Source organism: Dorea sp. AF36-15AT (genome assembly GCF_003477705.1).
In the GTDB taxonomy this organism is placed as follows: domain Bacteria; phylum Bacillota; class Clostridia; order Lachnospirales; family Lachnospiraceae; genus Claveliimonas; species Claveliimonas ammoniilytica.
In genome coordinates this window covers 1-19,948 of record NZ_QUDV01000005.1, presented here as the reverse complement: position 1 = coordinate 19,948, position 19,948 = coordinate 1, and the positions used below count along the sequence as shown (strand labels likewise).

The 19,948-nt window shown below is 42.4% G+C and carries 21 protein-coding genes; 4 read left to right on the top strand and 17 right to left on the bottom strand.

Features of this window, described 5'->3' with window-relative positions:
* Position 1: 1 nt before the first annotated feature.
* The 11 genes from DWZ93_RS08620 to DWZ93_RS08570 all read right to left on the bottom strand — a co-directional run bounded on the left by DWZ93_RS08620 (position 2) and on the right by DWZ93_RS08570 (position 11,620).
* Positions 2-2,839 (bottom strand): Z1 domain-containing protein, encoded by a 2,838-nt coding sequence (locus DWZ93_RS08620; RefSeq protein WP_158574301.1) that lies wholly within the window; start codon positions 2,837-2,839, stop codon positions 2-4.
* Positions 2,839-3,249: a very short patch repair endonuclease gene (locus tag DWZ93_RS08615; RefSeq protein WP_118452615.1), complete on the bottom strand. Its 411-nt coding sequence runs from the start codon at positions 3,247-3,249 to the stop codon at positions 2,839-2,841. The genes DWZ93_RS08620 and DWZ93_RS08615 overlap by 1 nt, the downstream gene beginning before the upstream one ends.
* 27 nt (positions 3,250-3,276) lie before the next feature.
* Positions 3,277-3,471 carry a helix-turn-helix domain-containing protein gene (locus tag DWZ93_RS08610; protein WP_118452614.1) on the bottom strand — a complete coding sequence of 65 codons (195 nt, stop codon included), beginning with the start codon at positions 3,469-3,471 and terminating at the stop codon, positions 3,277-3,279.
* Positions 3,472-3,692: 221 nt separating this feature from the next.
* Positions 3,693-4,025 carry an excisionase gene (locus DWZ93_RS08605; RefSeq protein ID WP_158574300.1) on the bottom strand — a complete coding sequence of 111 codons (333 nt, stop codon included), beginning with the start codon at positions 4,023-4,025 and terminating at the stop codon, positions 3,693-3,695.
* A 154-nt stretch (positions 4,026-4,179) separates the two neighbouring features.
* A complete protein-coding gene (nadE, locus tag DWZ93_RS08600; RefSeq protein WP_118382371.1) occupies positions 4,180-4,953 on the bottom strand; it encodes an NAD(+) synthase in 774 nt (257 codons plus the stop codon).
* A 115-nt stretch (positions 4,954-5,068) separates the two neighbouring features.
* A complete protein-coding gene (locus DWZ93_RS08595; protein ID WP_118452612.1) occupies positions 5,069-5,770 on the bottom strand; it encodes a hypothetical protein in 702 nt (233 codons plus the stop codon).
* A 51-nt stretch (positions 5,771-5,821) separates the two neighbouring features.
* Positions 5,822-6,655, bottom strand: a complete 834-nt coding sequence (locus DWZ93_RS08590; protein ID WP_118452611.1) for a C39 family peptidase — start codon at positions 6,653-6,655, stop codon at positions 5,822-5,824.
* 33 nt (positions 6,656-6,688) lie between these two features.
* The gene (locus DWZ93_RS08585; protein WP_118452610.1) at positions 6,689-7,549 is read right to left on the bottom strand and encodes a TrmH family RNA methyltransferase; all 861 of its coding nucleotides are present in this window, start codon (positions 7,547-7,549) and stop codon (positions 6,689-6,691) included.
* 16 nt (positions 7,550-7,565) lie between these two features.
* The gene (locus DWZ93_RS08580) at positions 7,566-9,263 is read right to left on the bottom strand and encodes an acyl-CoA dehydratase activase (protein WP_118452609.1); all 1,698 of its coding nucleotides are present in this window, start codon (positions 9,261-9,263) and stop codon (positions 7,566-7,568) included.
* Positions 9,244-10,539 (bottom strand): 2-hydroxyacyl-CoA dehydratase subunit D, encoded by a 1,296-nt coding sequence (locus tag DWZ93_RS08575; RefSeq protein ID WP_118452608.1) that lies wholly within the window; start codon positions 10,537-10,539, stop codon positions 9,244-9,246. Before DWZ93_RS08575 ends, DWZ93_RS08580 begins: the two co-directional genes overlap by 20 nt.
* A 43-nt stretch (positions 10,540-10,582) precedes the next feature.
* The gene (locus tag DWZ93_RS08570; protein ID WP_118452738.1) at positions 10,583-11,620 is read right to left on the bottom strand and encodes a YeiH family protein; all 1,038 of its coding nucleotides are present in this window, start codon (positions 11,618-11,620) and stop codon (positions 10,583-10,585) included.
* 186 nt (positions 11,621-11,806) lie between these two features.
* Here DWZ93_RS08570 and DWZ93_RS08565 point away from each other — a divergent pair, with 186 nt between their 5' ends.
* The gene (locus DWZ93_RS08565; RefSeq protein ID WP_118452607.1) at positions 11,807-12,586 is read left to right on the top strand and encodes a DUF134 domain-containing protein; all 780 of its coding nucleotides are present in this window, start codon (positions 11,807-11,809) and stop codon (positions 12,584-12,586) included.
* 279 nt (positions 12,587-12,865) lie between these two features.
* On the opposite strand, the gene DWZ93_RS08560 is transcribed toward DWZ93_RS08565, so the two are convergent.
* The 6 genes from DWZ93_RS08560 to DWZ93_RS08535 are packed head-to-tail and all read right to left on the bottom strand — an operon-like array spanning position 12,866 to position 17,169.
* Positions 12,866-13,471, bottom strand: a complete 606-nt coding sequence (locus DWZ93_RS08560; protein WP_330421749.1) for a class I SAM-dependent methyltransferase — start codon at positions 13,469-13,471, stop codon at positions 12,866-12,868.
* The gene (locus DWZ93_RS08555; protein WP_118452606.1) at positions 13,455-14,195 is read right to left on the bottom strand and encodes an alpha/beta hydrolase; all 741 of its coding nucleotides are present in this window, start codon (positions 14,193-14,195) and stop codon (positions 13,455-13,457) included. Before DWZ93_RS08555 ends, DWZ93_RS08560 begins: the two co-directional genes overlap by 17 nt.
* Positions 14,182-14,442 carry a hypothetical protein gene (locus DWZ93_RS08550; protein WP_118452605.1) on the bottom strand — a complete coding sequence of 87 codons (261 nt, stop codon included), beginning with the start codon at positions 14,440-14,442 and terminating at the stop codon, positions 14,182-14,184. Before DWZ93_RS08550 ends, DWZ93_RS08555 begins: the two co-directional genes overlap by 14 nt.
* A gap of 30 nt (positions 14,443-14,472) precedes the next feature.
* Complete coding sequence (locus DWZ93_RS08545; protein ID WP_147364663.1) at positions 14,473-15,354, bottom strand: hypothetical protein; 882 nt, start codon at positions 15,352-15,354, stop codon at positions 14,473-14,475.
* A gap of 39 nt (positions 15,355-15,393) precedes the next feature.
* Positions 15,394-16,386, bottom strand: coding sequence for an adenosine deaminase (gene add, locus DWZ93_RS08540; protein WP_118452603.1), 993 nt, complete (start codon positions 16,384-16,386; stop codon positions 15,394-15,396).
* A 6-nt stretch (positions 16,387-16,392) separates the two neighbouring features.
* A complete protein-coding gene (locus DWZ93_RS08535) occupies positions 16,393-17,169 on the bottom strand; it encodes a helix-turn-helix domain containing protein (protein ID WP_118452602.1) in 777 nt (258 codons plus the stop codon).
* Between the two features lie 131 nt (positions 17,170-17,300).
* Here DWZ93_RS08535 and DWZ93_RS08530 point away from each other — a divergent pair, with 131 nt between their 5' ends.
* The 3 genes from DWZ93_RS08530 (at position 17,301) to DWZ93_RS08520 (ending at position 19,892) form a co-directional block, all read left to right on the top strand.
* On the top strand, positions 17,301-18,395 hold the full coding sequence (locus DWZ93_RS08530; RefSeq protein WP_118452601.1) for a DUF2974 domain-containing protein: 1,095 nt from the start codon (positions 17,301-17,303) through the stop codon (positions 18,393-18,395).
* A 104-nt stretch (positions 18,396-18,499) separates the two neighbouring features.
* Positions 18,500-19,030 (top strand): ECF transporter S component, encoded by a 531-nt coding sequence (locus DWZ93_RS08525; RefSeq protein ID WP_118452600.1) that lies wholly within the window; start codon positions 18,500-18,502, stop codon positions 19,028-19,030.
* 127 nt (positions 19,031-19,157) lie between these two features.
* The gene (locus tag DWZ93_RS08520) at positions 19,158-19,892 is read left to right on the top strand and encodes a hypothetical protein (RefSeq protein ID WP_199665912.1); all 735 of its coding nucleotides are present in this window, start codon (positions 19,158-19,160) and stop codon (positions 19,890-19,892) included.
* Positions 19,893-19,948: the final 56 nt, after the last annotated feature.

The window sequence follows — 19,948 nt, the reverse complement described above, 5'->3', positions numbered from 1 at the left end:
TTTATTCTGGAAGTCTTATCGTTATTGACCGTGCGTGAGTACCTCCGCTTGGCTCACCTGACACAATAATACTGAAACCGATAATATCAGCATTTGAATTTATTTTTGTTCGACGTCCTGCTGCAGTTTCTTTTCCAAGGTCTTTATCGATTCGATACAAGAGTAACAAGGGCTTATCTTCTACACCCAAACCACCTCTGTTTTGAATGATAGAAGATCTCTTTTTTACGGTCTCTTTATATAATTTCAATTCATCGGCACTTAATTTACTGATTTGAATATCGCTAAGTGCATCTGTTCCCGAACGCAATGAACCGATATCTATGTAGTCGCTTTGTTTCGTTTTTTTTGAACGTTCAATCTTTCCGACTTGAATGTTGCCTACATTCCATTTTGATGTAGCTTTTTTATCTCCTGCAACAGCAATATTCCACTGCAAATATTTACCTTCTTGATTCATCATCTTCATCCACTCCAAAAATACAGGAATATCAGAATAGAGTGATGAGCATTCATATATATGATATTTTTCAGCTCCAAAGAATTCTTTTTCCAGGATTGAAAAATCGATATCATACCAAACAAAGGCAGATGAAACCGCTTCGGATTGTACAGCATCACCTAGCGATCGCAAAAAACTCTCTGTTATTTTAATGTTGTGACTCAGATAACTATCATCTTCAAATCTCGTTGTTTCGTAACTATCACCGCTAAAATCAAAGTCACATTCAACTGCATTTTGCGATTTATTTTTTGATGTTAATAAAAACCTCGCAATTGTTGCCGTCGTTGTTATTTTCGGTCCAAACTGACTAGGGCTTCTACCCTTAAGCATATAGTCTTCAAAAACAGCTTTAAGTTTCTCATCAATCTTTTCCAAAAGCTCAAATTTTTCCTGTACGGTTTTCGGCATCCAGATTCTCTGAAGTAATTCATACCCCTTTCGATAACCAAACCATCTTGCCATCTGCATCAACGAATCAGCTTGATTTGAATTTCGGCCAAAATATGTACAAACCAATCCCTCTATTGTCAAGCCCCTGGCTAATGTATTACCACCCATTATGATAAAGACTGGTGCCTTTTCTATGAGTTTTAAAGCATGGTCATCTGGGTAAACTATACGCAAATAAGTTCCGTCTTCCGCAACTTTATTTGCTCTACAGTTGTCAACACATAAATGAATTGCGTTATCTGTATAAACCTCTTCTTTCTCGTCTCCCATTTTGATATTTACTACATTATTGATAAGCACTTCTATATCATCTTTGATTTCATCAAACTCTGGAAAATGATCATCTATCTGATCCAACAAACTATATTCGGAATAACAAATTCTAAGCTTTTCTAAAGTTAATTTATCCTTTTCATTTTCGTATACCTCACCACATGTATTGATTATTGAGCCAGTAACCTTCTCACTCTTCAGCCATGCCTTTATCACTTCATATTCTTCAAAATGTCCGTTTTGAATAGCTGTTGTATGAATCAACATACTAATTGGTTTCTTATGACCTCTATTTCTCAGTACTGCTGCTGAACACAAAAACCAGCAAATTGATTTTTTTAATTCTTTAGGAATTGTAAATGAGTACCCGTTGTGGAGATCTTTAAGCTCTGAGATCTCCTCCTGCGGAATATCCCGAACAATGTCCAACCCTGGGTAATTCTCATCTTCATCACTACCAAAAATAACTTTTCCTCCGAAATATTCCTTTGATTCAGGTAAACTGCATATAAAATCTTTTGGGTAAAGAGAAGGCTCATATGCCTCATTCAGTACATTCGCATATGGCGTAGCAGTAAAACTAATGTAATTCATTGCCTGGAACGGCGCAGATGCAAGTGTTCCGTCTGCATTATTACCGTTCACTAAATCCATTATCAGTTGATTTACAGCAGTTCTTTCTATTAATTCCTCTTCGGTTTCGTTAATATCTATTTTCCTGGTATTAATGCTTGCTTGATCCGCTTCATCGTCTATTACGAGAATTCGCAAACGCGCTGCTTTAGCTGGATTGGCATGCAACCATGTAATTAAATTTCTTAATCGGGTGGAATTTTTTAAACACACAGTAACGTATCTATGCATCCACTGCCCAGCTGTTTTCCCGTTTTGAAACAGATTCAATTCCAGGTTATCTGACATGTATTTTTTACCGCTTTGTACGTCTACCATGTAATCGGGATTTCCGGTTTTATCAAGAATATGCCAAGCCACTCCGCCTGAAGCCAATAAATCATGCATAAATCGATCTCTTGTTTGCTTTCGTAGATTATCGATTGTCCCAGACAGAATTATTATGTAATTCCAATCATAATGTGCGACCATTGTTGCAAGCCCGATCATATTTGCAGTCTTTCCCGACTGAACACTTCCCATTACCAACCCCTTTTTCGGTCCGGTAACTCTCGTATCACGCAAGATATGGTTTAATATCCAATGAGAATTTTTTTCTATCTGAGTTACAGCATTATCACTGATTCGTCTCTTTCCATCCTTTTGCCCTAACAAATACTTCTTATATTGCGTCCACGGTGACCCTGGATCGGTTGGAATCGGCAAAGTTGTCCCCGCAGAACCATTAGACAACCCATAGGGATCAGCGATTGCACTATAGCCCTTTTTCATTTCATCAATGAACTCAGACCACTCTCTAAATTCCATATCTTCCGGAAGAATCAATTCATCATCACGAAGCCGAATAAATTCATTTTTTGCTTCGTCGTCGATTGAAACACATAGCGTTTTCACATCATCCCAGGAGTATCCATCTGTAATTTTCTCTGAAACCCATTTTTTTGCTTCGATATATTTTTCAGATGCGTAATCGCTCATTATCGTCCCTCCCATATCTGTTGAATTGAATCTGCACACTCTTTTGTATGTTTTTTAATATCGTTACCCCAAAATCGGAAAACAACCCAACCGGAATTTTCCAAATACTCCGTGACTTCTATATCTCTTTGCATATTTCTTTCAATCTTTGCAATCCAAAAATCACGGTTGCTTTTTATATCATTTTTTCTGTTATCCCAATCGTATCCGTGCCAAAATTCACTGTCACAAAACACAGCGATTTTCTTCCCCTTGAATACAATGTCTGGTTTACCCATTATGGTTTTTACATTCTTTTGATAACGCAAACCACGATTCCATAATTCTTTTCTTAAGAGCATCTCGATTTTTGAATTCTTATTTTTAACTCTACTCATATTGTAGCTAATTTGCTCTTTTGTCTTTGCCATCGATACTGCTTCCCTCGATAATATTGTTTATTCTTTAGAAGATTTAATATATTTACCACTCTTAATTCTCTGATCCTTCGGCTTCTCAGCTTCTTTCGGAACAACCCAAAAGGATCCGATTTTCGTTGCACCTGGGATTCTACCTTGACTACATAACACCTGTACTCTTCTAACTGTAATTCCCCATTTTTCAGCCGTCTGTTTCAATGATAAATATTCCATATATTTTTCCTCTACGTATTTTGATCAACCTATTGAAGATTATATACTAAAAGGCGAACAAAATCAATTTTATACTGTCAGTTTCCACTGACACCTAAAATGATTTTTTTATTCCACCGTCCGCTTATGAGGAATATACGACTCCAACTGACCTTCACCTTCATATCGTATTACGTTCAATGTATCATAAAAACGTCGTATTCCTGTATTCATTTCCAATGTTAGAAAAACATATAACAATACCAAAAACAAAAGCAACCACAAAAGCAACCACTGAAAGACACGTTTCTACGCGCCTTCCGATGGTCAAAACTGTTATTTCTTATATTACCGTCTACTGGATCCAGCCACTTGCCGAACAGCTCTCTCTTGATCATAATCCTCTTTCCGCTATAAAGATACCACTTGACACCTTCGTGATTATTGATGATTTCATGCATCTTTTTAGCTCCAATATGGAAGTAAGCTGCCGTTTCATCCACAGTGAGCGTGTAATGCTCATAAAATAGTACTGATTTATCCTTCTTCGCCTGATACATTGTTATTCTTGCCATACAACAAATTCCTTTCTTGCCTTTTTGAAGTGCGTACATTTTGTATTACAACACATTTTGTATTTTATTGAACTCCCATTATACCAAAAGTAGCTGTCCAATAATCAGGACAGCTACCATCTTTCTATAAACATTTACAATTTTCTTCTTTTCCCTACTCATGCTCTTCCAGCTTAAATGTCGGCATTAACTGCAATTTATGCAGGTTAATCGCATGCATCCGGTCAATCTTCTTCTTTATCTCTTCGTCTTCGCACTCGCCGGTCAGTACATAATGATCCAGTGTGGCGTATGTGAATCCGATCTTGTCCTCATCGGTCATTCCGCTGAGTCCGTCAGACGGTGCTTTCTTGGTCAGTCTCTCTGGGATTCCAAGTACTTCACCAATCTGGATAACTTCGTGTACGAGCAGATTAGCGAGCGGGCTGAAGTCCCCGGCAGCATCGCCGTATTTGGTAGAATATCCGATATAATCTTCGGAACGGTTACAGGTATTTACCACACGCCCACCATTTGGAAGTGCCTGAGCGATTGCGTAGAGTGTGCTCATTCTGAGACGTGGCGGCATATTGATCATGGAATCGCGGGAAAGTTCATTCGTATGAACGGTGTCGCTTTCTGCAAGTGCTTTGTTTACTGCACCTGATAATCCATCTGCGCCGTCCTTGATATTGACAGTCACATTTTTTATACCTAACAGAGATACGATCTCCTGTGAATCACTGATGTCACTCTGTACTCCATTTGGCATCATAACGCCGACTACACGGTCTTTTCCAAGTGCCTCTGCCAGAAGCGCCGCAACCACGCTGGAGTCTTTTCCGCCGGACACCCCAACAACGGCATCACAGTCTGGACCGTTTTTCTTGAAATAATCTCTTATCCATTCTACAATTTCATTTTTTGTCTGTTCAGGATTTTTAAGCATTTTCGTAGTTCCTTTCTTGAACCTCTCATTATTATCTGAATCAATTATACCAGAATTTCTAATATATTTCCGCATGCATTTCCTATTTTCTATCTGCAGGATACCGTCTGTATATTTACGTATATTTCTTTCTCGACAGCCATTTCTGGTCGATACATTTCACTTCGCCGTCAAACCGGATATGCAAATGTACACCGCCGGATCTCTGGTTGATCTTTTCTACCACACCGTTACCGAATTTTGGATGTGTAACGGTATCCCCAAGCGTATACTGAACAACCTCGTCCTTCTGCTTCTGTGCAGTCTGCAGACGTCGGTAAGTATCCCGGATCGGCACGGATTTGTCGTGGATCCGGTTCTTCAATGCTTTATCGTAATTGTGATTCATCAGTGCTTCGCCGGCTTTGTAATAAGGCGTCGGCGCAGCGCCTACAAGTGAGCAGCAATATTTCCATGCGCTTCCGTGCGTTCCTGTCTGCCATTTATACTGTTCGGGTATCTGCATATTGTACTGCATATAGTGTGCATACTCGTGTTTGAACAGATCTATACGGTCTTCTTTGGACAGTGGATTCTTGACTCCATATGCAATAAAAAGAAGTGAAAAATGAAAATGTTCCTTTTCATGGGCGCTCCGTCTGGTATAGGAGCCCAGACTGTCCGTATCAAATCCAAATGCCACCGGCACTTTCGCTCCGTTCAGATGGAACTTTTTATCCAATTCTCCATATAGATTTTTGATCAACGCGGTAAGGATCGGGATCTCTTTCTGCAGACGCTGACGCAGAAACTGGTCTTCTCTGTCATAATATGTCATGTTCTATTTTCCTTCATGTTCGATTCTCTCTATTATTTTCCGGCACATGGATCAGCCCACGCTATATGCCCACAATGCCTGTATCTGTGATGCCAGTTCTGCATAATCCCATTCTTTGTTACTGTTTGCTTTGCTGTTAGGATCATGCAACAGTATCTTACCGTCCTGCGATACACCTGTCAGCACCATAAAATGTCCATTATCGGTAAATGTCCCAGGTCCGACGACACAGATGATCGGCTTACCTGCAGCAAGTTCCGCTTTTATCGTATTTTCATCCAGCATGATGGATTCCGAGTGAAGTCCCAGTTCGCCGGCAAATGTCTCCATGATCGTCCACAACGAGCCTTCTCCGTTCACATAATAGCCTTCTGCATCCGCTCTTTTTGCGACCTCATAGGGATTCATATCTGTCTTTCCTGTCAGGCCACTGTAAACCATAGACAGGCAGGTAGGGCCACAGCCTGTGACTGCCATAAAATTATCGCCATACTGTTCGTATCCCCAACGCTTATCCCATTGCAGGAACAGCGGAATCGTGCCCTGCTGAACCTCTGCGGAAATGTCTCTGTTAACAGAAGCGCTGTCATAATCAAGATAGCCTTTGACAAAATCGATGGTCTCCGGATTGCGCTCTGCAAGATCCAGCAAAGTCTCCGGACAGCCGGCTGCTGCCAGCTTCTCCCGGTCAAATATATCTTTTTTATCGGACTTATCTTTCTTAGACTTGTCCTTCGCTTCTTCCACTTTCTTTGCCGCTTCCTGTGCCTTATTCTGTTGATTTTGCCACAAAGCCAGACTGATAACGGAAGCCACAATCACCAGCATCAGAATTGCAACTCGTCTTTTTCTCTCTTTTCTTTTCTGGCGGTTTTTTATCTCCATGAACTACTCACCTCTATCACCTATCCAGGTATGTTACCTCTTTCCCAGCTGCCAGAATGCCACCGCACTGGCTGCTGCCACATTCAAAGAATCCACGCCTTGTGCCATCGGAATCTTAACCGTATAATCACAGAGTCCCATCGTCTCCTGCATCAAGCCGTCACCTTCTGTGCCAAGGATCACCGCAAGCTTCTCTTCCTGCATCAGATCCGGATCATCAATGCTGACCGAATCATCCGTCAGTGCAAGTGCCGCTGTCTTATATCCCATCTGTTTCAATTCAGTAATTGCCTGCTTAGGCCAGAATATTTCCCGCTGACATCGGATCTCATTCTCATCCTGAATAAACGTCCACGGAACCTGAAATACCGTTCCCATGCTGACTCTGGACGCTCTCCGATAAAGTGGATCACTGCACCCAGGTGTCAACAAAACTGCTTCCATATGAAGGGCTGCCGCTGACCGGAAAATAGCTCCCACATTGGTCGGATTCATGACATTTTCCAGAATGGCGATCCGGCTCTTACCCGCACACAGTTCCAGATAATTCTGAAGTGGTCTGCGGCGCATCGCACAGAGCATTCCTCGGGTCAGTTTGAATCCCGTGAGCTTCGCAAGCACATTAAAATCTGCTGTATAGATTGGAATATCCGTATTCTCATATCTTCCAAGAACCTGTCCGGTTTCCTCATTTTCTTCCAGCTGTCTCTGTTCCGCCAGCACTGACACAGGTGTATAGCCGGCATCCAGTGCCCTGCCGATTACCTTCGGGCTTTCCGCAATGAACATTCCATCTTCCGGATGATCTTTATTCAGAAGCTGTGCTTCCGTAAGTCTTGCGTACACATCAAGCTCCTGTGCGTTAAAATCTTTGATTTCTATTATATTTAGCATAATTTACTCCAAAAGTCTATTCTCCGGCGGTACATTTCTCATAGGCAAATAATGCCGCTCCCAGTGCACCGCAAAGCTGTGCTTCGTCGCAGATATAGAGTTTTGCTCCGAGTTTTTCCTCTAAAGCGTTGATGATACCCTGGTTCTTCGCCACACCACCGGTCATCATATATTCTCCCGGATTCTTCTTGCCGAGACGGGCTGCAAGTGCACCTACCTTGGACGCAACGGATACATTTAACCCATGGATAATATCTGCCACATTTTTATTCTGTGCTACTAATGATACCACTTCTGACTCTGCAAACACAGTGCACATGCTGGAAATTACGATATTTTCTTTCCATTCCAGTCCTTTGGTGCTCATTTCTTCTAATGAAAGTCCCAGCGTTCTTGCCATCATTTCCAGAAAGCGCCCTGTTCCTGCCGCACATTTGTCATTCATCAGGAAATTCGTTACCGCACCATGCTCGTCAATACTGATTGCTTTGATGTCCTGACCGCCGATATCAATGATCGTCCGCACATTCGGATTCAGATAATGCGCACCCTTTGCGTGGCAAGTGATCTCCGTAATGCTGTCATCTCCACTGTCAATATAAGCGCGTCCGTATCCGGTCGTTACGATCCGCACGATATCTTCTTCCTGTATTCCGGCTTTTTCTACTGCCGCTGCAAGACTCTTCTCTGCACTCATCATTGCCCCGCCACCGGTCGGAATGATCATCGTTGATTTAATCTTACCATTCTGATCAATAATCACCACATCGGTACTCGTGGAACCGCTGTCGATTCCCGCTACATAATAAACTCCTGATTTCATCTTCTTTCTTGCCTCCTCGCTGATGCCTGTTCCCGGATCCATATCTTCCGATCCTTCAATTGTTTCTGAAAATGCCTGAATTCTGGTCAGTAGCTGTCCTGCGCTCTGACTCGTGAAATCAGTTTCTATCTTAAGAAGCGGAACCTTGATATTTTTCTTGATACTTGCATATTCAAATCCATAATAATCACAGAATTTAATCGTGTGGTAAATGATTCCTTTCAGATCCGGATCCAGATACAGCTGATTTCTTCTGGTGCTGTTATTCATTCGGAAACATGGCATCTGTGCCAGAAGTGCATCCGCATATGCAAGAAACATGGCATCTTCGTCCATGGTCTCCATCTCTTCCGGCAGCACGGCCAGTCTACGACCACCTGTACAGGTCAGGTTATCAACCTTCATCTGGATGTTGTCCTGTATCATGTCTTCCAGCACACCACTGACACGCACACCCAATACACCAATATATGGTTCTCTCTCTTTCTCTGATTCCGCAAATGATCGGAGAAAGAGTTCTTTATCAAACTGCTGTCCGGAATATGCTTCATATGCATCCTTTAAACGGTGAATCGCTCCGGCGAATTTGACCTTTTCGCATTCGTTATCTTCATGCGGAAGATCCAGCATGTATAAGAATTTGCATTTACCGGTACTTGCTACAATATCATATACCCTGCGCATGGAATCACAGCAATTGACCAGCACTAACTGATCTGCTTTTCCTTCCAATATCGCCTGTATCACAGATTTACCAAATCCACACAGATTCGCATGTGCGATCTGGTCCGACATTTCAAAATTCTCCGGCATTTCTTCCAGGACTGCACATTCTTCTCCAAATCCCTTAAAAAGTTCAATCGGAGTATATTTACAGACGTAATGTATCATGCTTTTTCTCCTCCTTACCTTCTTCTAACATTTCCACAAAGGCCTGAAGTCTCGTAGATACCTGACCGTCACTGGTATTAGCAGGGTTACATCCATCTCCATCCAGGATCATAGTCGGAAGTCCGGCTGACTCCAAAGAGTTTTTAATCAGACTGGATGCGCCGATGGTTCCTTTGCATCCCCAGTGTGCAAACAGGATTCCGCCGTCAGCTTCTGTCTCTTTGGCAAGTCGTTCCGCCATCTGAATCCGCTGACTCACATCACCATTGTAAATGCAATAAACCATCTTTTCTGCCATGGCTTCATACGGATCCTCCGCATGCATCTCCCGAAATCCGTCTGCCACAAAATCACAGGCGCTGACGTGCATCTTTTTACTATAATTAAATACATCCTTCACCGGCTGCTGAAGAAACGGCATAATATGCATCCAGAGCACATGAAGTCCCTCGCCTTTTGGTGCTTTCTTCACATCCTCAAATAACATTTCCGTGTATTTCACAGAGGCCTCTGAGCCAGATAACAAGTGGCACATAAAGATAGCATACAATTCATTTGTCAGGGATGTCACAGGATCATGATCTTTGCGCAGCACCAGCTGTCTCTGATAATTTGCAGCTGCCTTTTTACTGTTAGCAACTGCCTGCTGCACCGCCTCCTCGGAGATCTTTTTTCCGGTTACATTTTCCAGAAATTTCTTCATATCCCGCAGCTGATCCGCTACGTATTTCACAGAAGCCTGATTTTTTTCATATGGCACATCTATATAAAATCCAGGTAATTCGTTCTTCTGTTTCAGATAAGGAAATGTCATCATATTGCCATCACAGGCAAGATTCGTATAAATAGTGCACTTTGGTGTCGGCACAAGACCGGTTAGTGCAGCTCCCAGAAAGACTCTGTGATAAGAGCACATGGTCTCCGGGAATCCCTCTTCCTCTGTTCTTCGCAAGAATGCCTGCTCACATCTGGTTCCTGCTATAAAACATGACAACGCTTCTACTGAATACGGTGTCAATCCTGCTGCCGTCAATAGTTCTCCCGGCACAAAGATACTTACCATCGCTGCATTTTCAGGCTTTGCAAGCGCCTGGATAATATTACGCATTACAACTCTTGCTACGTACTGACCAGACGATGGTAACTCTTTATCCGGAAAGAAGCATAATCTTTTTTCCTGCAGACGATATCCTGTCAGGAGAAGTCTGCGTGCCTTCTCCGGATCTGTCAGGGCTTCGCTCCCTACTTTATCTCCAAATTTCTTAATAATATCCATTCTTATTCCTTCTTTTCTGTCTTATATTTCAAGCAAACATAGCTTACCAGATTCCCATCACATGCTGCATGATCAGACTCACAACGGTAATACCTGCCCAGCAGGATGCTCCGAGAATGATCGGCTTACCACCGGTCTTAATCAGCTCAATCACATTACTGTTAAGCCCGATTGCTGCCATTGCCATAATGATCAGGAACTTGGACAGCTCTTTCAGTGGTGCGAATACATCCGCACTCACACCCATATGGATGCATATAGTTGTGATGATTGCTGCAATCACAAAGTATAAGATAAACATCGGAAATGCTCTTTTTAAGCTGAATCCGTTTGTCTTCTGATTATCTTTTGCTGCCTGCTTTGCCCTGATCGCGGATAATCCCAGAGTAATCGGAATAATTGCAAGGGTACGGGTAAGCTTTACGGTTACTGCTTTATTCAGCGTCTCGCTTCCGAGATTCCACATACTGTCCCATGTCGATGCAGCCGCTGTTACGGAAGATGTATCATTGATCGCTGTTCCGGCAAAGATTCCAAATGCTCCTCCCGATGCGGTATCGAAGCCGATGACTTTTCCTAATATTGGGAAAAATATCGCTGCGAGCACATTAAAGAAAAAGATAACGGAGATCGCCTGTGCCACTTCATTATCATCCGCATCAATGACCGGTGCTGTTGCCGCAATTGCAGATCCGCCACAGATAGACGATCCCACGCCTACCAGAATTGATGTATTGGACGGCACATGGATGACCTTGCGAAGAATCCACGCAATGATCAGGGATGTACTGATCGTACATACGATAATCGGCAGTGACTGTTTACCGGTCTGGAGAATGACTCCCAGATTCATTCCAAATCCAAGCAGCACAACCGCTGTCTGGAGAATAATTTTAGACGTCCATTTAATACCAGTCTCTGCATTTCCCTTATTTTTCCATACCATCGTAATCAGCATGCCAGCGAGAATCGCAATCACAGGACCGCCGATGATTGGAAATGTCTTACCGAGAAGCCAGGACGGTACTGCTATGATAAAGCAGGTTAATATGCCCGGCAGTTTTTTCTTTATTGATTCCATCATAAATACCTCATTTCATTTTAGATCTCTTTTTTTGCAACATTAGGATTATATCACTGGACACCAACAATTTGAATACTGATAATAAAATATATAGTCACTCATTTTTTCATAGCGACTTGTATTTCTATCATATATAAGCTATACTATTTTCGACATATGACGGAAATATTTTGGAGGACTGATATGGCAAGACCAAGCAAATGTAGAAAAATATGTTCGGAACCTGTATACGACAGTTTCAGACCCGAAGGATTCCCTTCCGATGGTACAATCTGCCTGACACTGGATGAGTTTGAAGCTATACGCCTGATTGACCTGGAACATTTTACACATGAAAAATGTGCAAAACAAATGGAAATCTCTCGCACAACCGTTACAGAAATCTATGAATCTGCCCGATACAAAATTGCAGACAGTCTGATTCACGGAAAAACTCTGCTGATATCCGGCGGACATTATCGCCTGTGCCAGGGTGATACTTCTTCACATTGCTTTACTCGATGCACATCAGCGTACGATTCCGTCGCAACATCAATCATTGAGAAAAAGGAGAATGGAGCTATGAGAATTGCAGCAACTTATGAAAATGGTATGATTTTCCAACATTTCGGACACACTGAAACCTTCAAATTGTACGATATTGAAAATGGACAGATTACAGGAACACAGATTGTATCCACTAACGGCCAGGGACATGGTGCATTATCCGTATTTCTGACACAGGCACAGGTTGATATCTTGATCTGCGGAGGCATCGGTGGCGGTGCGCAGGCTGCACTCGCTGAGGCAGGGATCAAATTATATGGCGGCGTATCAGGCTCTGCCGACGAAGCAGTCACTGCATACCTTGCTGACGAACTGAACTATAATCCTAATGTTCAATGTTCTCACCACAGCCATGACCATTCCTGCGGTGAGCATCATTGTGGCGAAAATAAACACGGCTGTTCCGGTAACCACTAAGCGTCTTGGAGTCGATATCATAGAGAACGGCGTCGCGATGGAGCGTAGCAACCTAAATAATCAAATATAGTTTAAATAGTTTTCAAAAACTGTTTTTTTGTTCATTTTTACATCTAGACATATTCACATAAATGTGTATAATGTAAATAAATCATCATTGTTTTACACACTTGTTTTCAAGTGTTTTTAGCTGACGAAGCTAAAAAAATAATAATTTGACCGACGAGGTCTCTCTGGCTTGCCAGAGTAGGGTATGGTTAGCGCCGTACCCTTTATTTTTTATAAGATTTCAAATACCACAATCCGCTCCCTCGGATCATCCCCTGGGAAAAGATCACGACAATCGATTTCATCTACAAATGACAACTCGTCTACTGTCATCAGGTATGCGATATACTCATCTGATGGATAATAGAAAAACAACTGCATGGATCTTGGACATGCATAATATGACTCCAGGATCCGTGCAATGACTTTCTGAAGTATCTCTACTGAAAATGGATTAAAAAAGTAAGCACAGTCTACCGACTCCGGCACCTGATAATATTCCGCATTTGCCAATTCAAATGTCACCCTGCCTGAAGACACTGCTAACGTATGATTCTCCGCTGCCTTTTCATATATCCGTTCATCATATTCAATTCCGATAGATGCACATCTCGTCTGATAAGACAGAAAAAAATCCACACGCCCTTTACCACATCCATAATCAAGCAACGTATTTCCTTTTCGCATATATCCGGCATTCGCCAGACGCTCCAGTACCGAATATGGAGTCGGTTCATAGGGATATCGATACCTGTCCGCATTGGAGTCATCCCGTCCCATTGTCCGAATATGCAATAACTTATCCCATCTTGTCTCGTTCTTATCTTCTTTCATCATTATTCATTAACAGCCATCGAATTCCTTTGGCAAGCCTCTTTCCCGAATCCGCAAAATGACCTCCCGCATTCCATTCCAGAATCACCTGCTCTGCCAATGGATCCGCCCGTAGTATCCTTTCCTGTTCTCTGGTACGTTCTCCCACCGTTGCCATCACTTTATTCTTTGTCTTCTCCTCTTTTCCACCAAGGCTCAGGTACACTCTACATTTATGTTGAAGCTTATGTTCTCTCACATAAACAGCCCAATCTTTGAACCACATAGAACCCGAACAGCATACGATTCCTGAAAACATATCACATTCATATGCTGCCCATAACGCAAATAAGCCGGCAAGAGAATATCCCGTCAGCCAATATTCGCGATCTTTCACATCATATGTTTTTTCAATGTATGGAATACATTCCTCTGTTAGCCATCTCAGAGTATTCCTGCCTTGTCCGGCAAATCTTTCTGTTCCAAATGCTGCTGGTGCTTCCCAAGGTGAAAAATCCCGGTTCCAGTCTTCCACCTGAAATGCCACAAGCAGAAAGTCATTCTCCGATACTATTTCTAACAGCTCTTCCCATAAATGTTCCACTTCATGCTCCTGATGTGGATACATCCCCCAGAAAATAACCGGACCTCCATGCCCGTGCTCTGCTATATGCAGTTGTATTCCATCTACAAAAGTCTCTGTCATCTCTATATCTTTTCTACTGAAACAATCATTACTTGCCACCATTCTTATCTTCATCTTTCTTTAAAGCATCTGATACATTGCCATAAATTTCTGCCATATCCTTTGGTAGCTTTGTCACCAGATACATGATTGGGATAAGGAAAAATGTTGCCCCCAAAGATATTGCTAAGAAAAGCTGACCATACGGATTGCCTGCAATTAACAATATAATGGTGATTATATAAAGTACTGGTATTATAATGGCACATACCAAAGCCAGGATTTGTCTAAAATTCATTTTTCTTTTCATAATGTCTATATCCCTTTCATTTTCTTATTATCAATACCATGCATCTTCCCAATAATCATACGCATCGTCATATCCATCGTCATAGTCTCCATCTCCAAATTCCTCTGCCCACTCCTCTGCAAAATCATCTGGATCATCATAATCGTATACATCATAAGGATCTGTTCTTCTGGTGGACGCATTACCGCTTGAGGTTGATGTATCAAAGGAATCGCCACCAAGTCTGCCACCTGCAGTAGATGTATTACTTGAACTTTCTGCAGTCTCAGGCTCCTCTTCTTCCTGCACAGCATTCACTGTCACTCCACCAACTAAAAGTTTTGACTGCCCGTTGCTGGTATCCAGACAGTATTCTGTTCCCTGATGTCCTTTGATATTAATTGCACTACTGCGATCTGCATTGCCAATATATACGGTAATTGTCTGATCTCCGTACTCTATGTCATGATTATGGTCTCCCGGTGCATGCCCTTCGTTCATCACATTCTGTTCATTCTCCATCAGCCGGATAAATGATTCATAACTTCCGTCTTGCGTGTCTTCCGCATAAATCTGATCAATACTTTCGCTACTATAAGATACTGCATAATAATATGTATAATTTACTTCCTCACTGCTGGTATACTTCTTAAAAATATCATCTGTCAAGTCATCGTAAGTAACTATAAGATCATCCACACCTGCCAAACGCATCTTATCCTGTAACTGTGACGCATATTCTTCTATATAATCTTCCGCTTTGGCATCTACTTTTTTCTGTTCAGCGGCTATCTTTTTTTGTTCTTCCTCATACTTCCCTGCTTTATACTTTGGATAAGCACCCTGTGACAAAAACAACAGCACGATTATCACTGTCATAGATATGAGAAATACTTTCCCTTTCTTCTCATCACTCATTGTGTTCCCTCTCATTCCTCTTCATCCCCTGAACATGATCCACGGGTTAATCAATCATCGTAATGATTCCAGTTTTATGTCCATCTTCTTCTGCAATCTCTCTTTCACATCATCCCTTGCAAATGCTGTCTCCACCGCATTCTGCATCATTTTTCGAATCTCTTCATCACTCACGCCATACATTTTTTGCACAAATTCCAGTTCTTTTGTGAGACTGGTATCGCTGACCGTCCGGTTATCGGTATTAATACTCACTTTCAGCCCTGCATCCAAGAACTCTCGAAGCGGATACCCCGCGGTGCTCTGCACCGCTTTCGTCTGGAGGTTGCTGATTGGACACATTTCGATACCAATACCTTTCTTTGCCAACTCAGACTGAAGCTCCTGATGTCCACGCATGGCAATACCATGACCAATACGCCCAGCTCCTGCTTCTACCGAGTCAATGATATTCTGAACATTTCCACACTCGCCTGCGTGAAGCGTAAATGGCATGCCAAGTTTCTTCACAGTCTCAAATACATCCATAAATTCAGACATGGGATACAGTGCCTCTGCCCCAGCCAGATCTGCTGCACAGACACCGTCGCCCAGGTATTCTCTGACAATTTGGAGCATCCGCAGATTCTCCTCTGCGCTGTGATGACGCATGGCACAGGTGATAATTCCATATTCTACACCAAAGTCCTGCTTTCCTTTATTCATACCGGCAATGACTGCTTCGATCACCTTCCTGCAATCCATGTCCGAGGTCTCGGACAACAATGGTGCAAAACGTACTTCCGCATAACACACATTTTCCTGATACATACTACGAAGCACATCATATCCTGCTTCCCGAAGACCTTCCTCATCCATCAGACATTGTCCCGGAAGGTCGAATTTCTCCAGATACTCGTTGAGACTCCGGCAGTCATCTGATACGCTCAGTTCTTCCTGCGATACCTTTCTGCCAAGTCTCTTTTCGATAAAGTTCCTACTCAGCGAACCGTCTAAATGGCAGTGAAGTTCCACTTTCGGTAATGCAACTAATTCGTCTCTCGTCATAATTAATCACCTCTCATCACTTTCTTTCATAATCCCCTGATATTCATCCAGCACATTAAACAGCATATCGCCTGAACACACCGGTACTTCTGCCGTCGTTCCGCCAAACTTCTCATATCGATACAGATCTTCGGCTCTCGTCAGCACAAGCACCGGAATCACCTCGTATTCCGGTCCGAAGATCACTTCCAGATACGGACTGTACTTTGCTGCCTGACTGAGTTCGTCCGGATCAATCTTGTCTTTCATTTTGAATTCCAACGAGAATACATAGCGATCCGTGACCACTAACACATCTGCATAAATGCGAATATATCTGGATCTACGGATTCTCAGTTCAAATACGATCTCCCATGTTTCATATTCTTCTTTGTCTGCTCCTATAGTATCCAGATCCGCAAATAAACTACACATGACTTCTCTGGCATCCCGAAACGAATGAAACAAGCCTCTGGTGTCATTGAGATTCCGTCCGATCCTTCTGCATCCCGCAAGCAGCATTTCAAACCATTCATCTTCAGTAAGCTCCAGAAATTCTTTTACCGTTCCATAATATCCGCTGTAATCCACAAGTCCAAGATGAGGACGTCCCTGACGGATTAACGCATGCCATCTGTAATCCTTGTCCTGGTAGCAAAGATCCCGCATGTAGGGAGATCGATAAAGATAATGGTTCACCGTTTTACGGTCAATATGCAGTTCCTTTGCTATATCTCTGGCACGGATTCCTTCACCGGATGCGATCTGTGAATAAATACCATACTCTGTTCTATCTGTACTCATATCATTTATTTTCTACAATATCCGATTTTATCCCGGATTCTTTCTTTCATCTTAACAACATTTTAATCCATGCTATAATAATTGAAAAGTAAAATGTTACATACGCTAAGAATGAAACGGAGGGATATCTTATGAAAAGTATACTTGGTTACACCAGAACATCCTTAGATACCTTTGATGAACGCCCATTCTGTCAGGTGGACAGTCTGGTGCTCTCCTCCATCGCATATACATTTTTCCCAAAAGAAATACTGCCTGAAGGAGACTGGAACGGCATTCACTTTGCAGATCTTTTGAAAGCAGAATACTTTGAACAGATGTTCCATGGTATCTGGAACGGCAAAAGCTGTCTGGAACTGTTGATTGCACTGGCATGCAGTCCAAGATTCCGCGATACCTTGATCTGTGGCTATACACAGAAATACGATGCCGCAACGGAAAAACAGTTCTCAGCAGTCACGTTCCGACTGACTCCAGATACGTCATATATTGCTTTTCGCGGTACTGATTCCAGCATCATCGGCTGGAAAGAAGATTTTAACATGGCTTTTCAGGATCCGATTGCCGGACAGCTGGAAGCCATCCGCTATCTTCACGAAGCTGCCAGTCATTTCCCTGGTATGCTATATCTTGGCGGGCATTCCAAAGGTGGTAATCTGGCGGTATATTCTGCGGTAAAATCCGACCCGTCAATCCGCAGACGGATCCTTGACGTCTATTCCCATGACGGACCTGGATTCTTAAAATCTTTCTTCGAACTGCCGGAATATGAACAAATGAAAGATCGGATCCACAAAACAGTGCCGCAATCTTCACTGGTCGGCATGCTCTTTGAAACACAGGAAGATTATAAAGTTGTAAAAAGCCGGGCATTTTCTCTGTTTCAGCATGATCCCGCCAGCTGGGTGGTGAATGGAAACGATTTTTCCTATGCGGATCACCTGAATTCCGGAGCCAGACATATGGATGAGACGCTGAATACCTGGATCCTTGGGCTGTCACCGGCAGACAGGGAACGTTTTGTAGATACGCTGTTTGAACTTCTTAATTCTACCGATGTATTCTCTACCGAAGAACTGGTGCAGAACTGGTCTGCCAATCTTCAGATCCTGATGCAGGCAGCAAGAGCTCTTGATCCGGAAAGCAGAGAATTTCTTCAGCGCACAATCCGCGATCTGTTTACCATCAGTCTGAAAACGCTTCCGGAGCGTTTTCGCAAAAAGTAAACTGGACTGGTCATTTTTATAATAATTGGCTCTTTATCGCAATCCACTCAAGTAGTAAAGTATGGTCTAACAAAAAGATAAGAACATGAAAGAAGGAAGAGACTATGAATACAAACTTGAAGAAAATCGTAATGGCAGCTTTATTTGCCGCATTGGCTTGTGTGGCTACAATGTCAATCCGTATCCCTACTCCCGGAACAAACGGATATATTCACCCAGGTGATGCAATTGTAATCCTCTCTGGTGTAGTACTTGGACCTGCATGGGGACTTCTTGCAGCCGGTATCGGATCAGCTATGGCTGACCTGCTTGGTGGATATTTTGTATATGTTCCGATTACATTCGCAGTAAAAGGGCTGATTGCACTGTTTGCAGGACTTGTTTACCAGAAAATGGCTACAGATAAGAAGAAAAAGTACATCGCTGTTCTGATTGGCGGCGTAATTGATATCGTGCTGGTAGCCGGTGGATACTTCGTTTGTGAATATTTCCTGTACGGCGCATCTGCAGCGGCAAGTATTCCGGCTAACATTATTCAGGGCGTTGGTGGACTGGTAATTTCTATCATCCTGTATCCAATCCTGATTGCCATTCCTGATATCAATCAGATGGCTTCGCCGGCAAAGGCACAGTAGTTTTGTTTAAAGTATCTTAACGCAGATATAAAATAAGTGTATAATAAGGAAGCACACGATTGCAGTATGAATATTCACCTGTAACGTGTGCTTCTTTTAAGCTATACTGATCAAAAGGAGCAGGTAAATGGACAACAACGAACAGAATTTTATAAATATTGTCAATGCAACAGAAAATAACCTGAAACATGTCTCATTAAAAATTCCAAAGAAAAAGATTACCGTCTTTACCGGTGTATCCGGATCGGGTAAGTCTTCCCTTTGTCTTGATACGATCGCGGCAGAATCAAGAAGAGAACTGAATGTAACATTTCCAAGTTTTGTGCAGCAGTTTTTGCCGAAATATGGTCGTCCGGAAGTAGAGCGCATGGAAAATCTTCCGGTCACTATTGTGATCGATCAGAAAAAGCCGGTAGCAAATTCACGGTCTACAGTCGGCACTTATACCGACATTTATGCCTTGCTGCGTCTGCTTTTTTCACGTGTCGGAAAACCTTTTGTCGGATATTCGGATAGTTTTTCATTCAATCATCCCAGTGGAAAATGTGAACGCTGTGAAGGTCTTGGCGTCGTAACAGAGTTGGATATCCACAAGTTAGTAGATTTTGATAAATGTTTAAATGATGAAGGTGTTATCAAATGGCCGGCATTTACAACAGGTGCCTGGAGATGGAAACGATATGCTTACAGCGGCTTGTTTGATCTGAACAAAAAAATAAAGGATTATTCAAAAGAAGAGATGGATCTGTTTCTCTATTCTCCACAGATCCGTCTTAAAAATCCACCGGCCAACTGGCCAAAAACTGCGAAATATGAAGGTATTTATCCACGTATGTACCGCAGTATCATCCGATCCAAGTAAAATGTACCCTATAGATTGGACAGTTTGAGTTTTTAAAACCCTTACCATTAGACAGT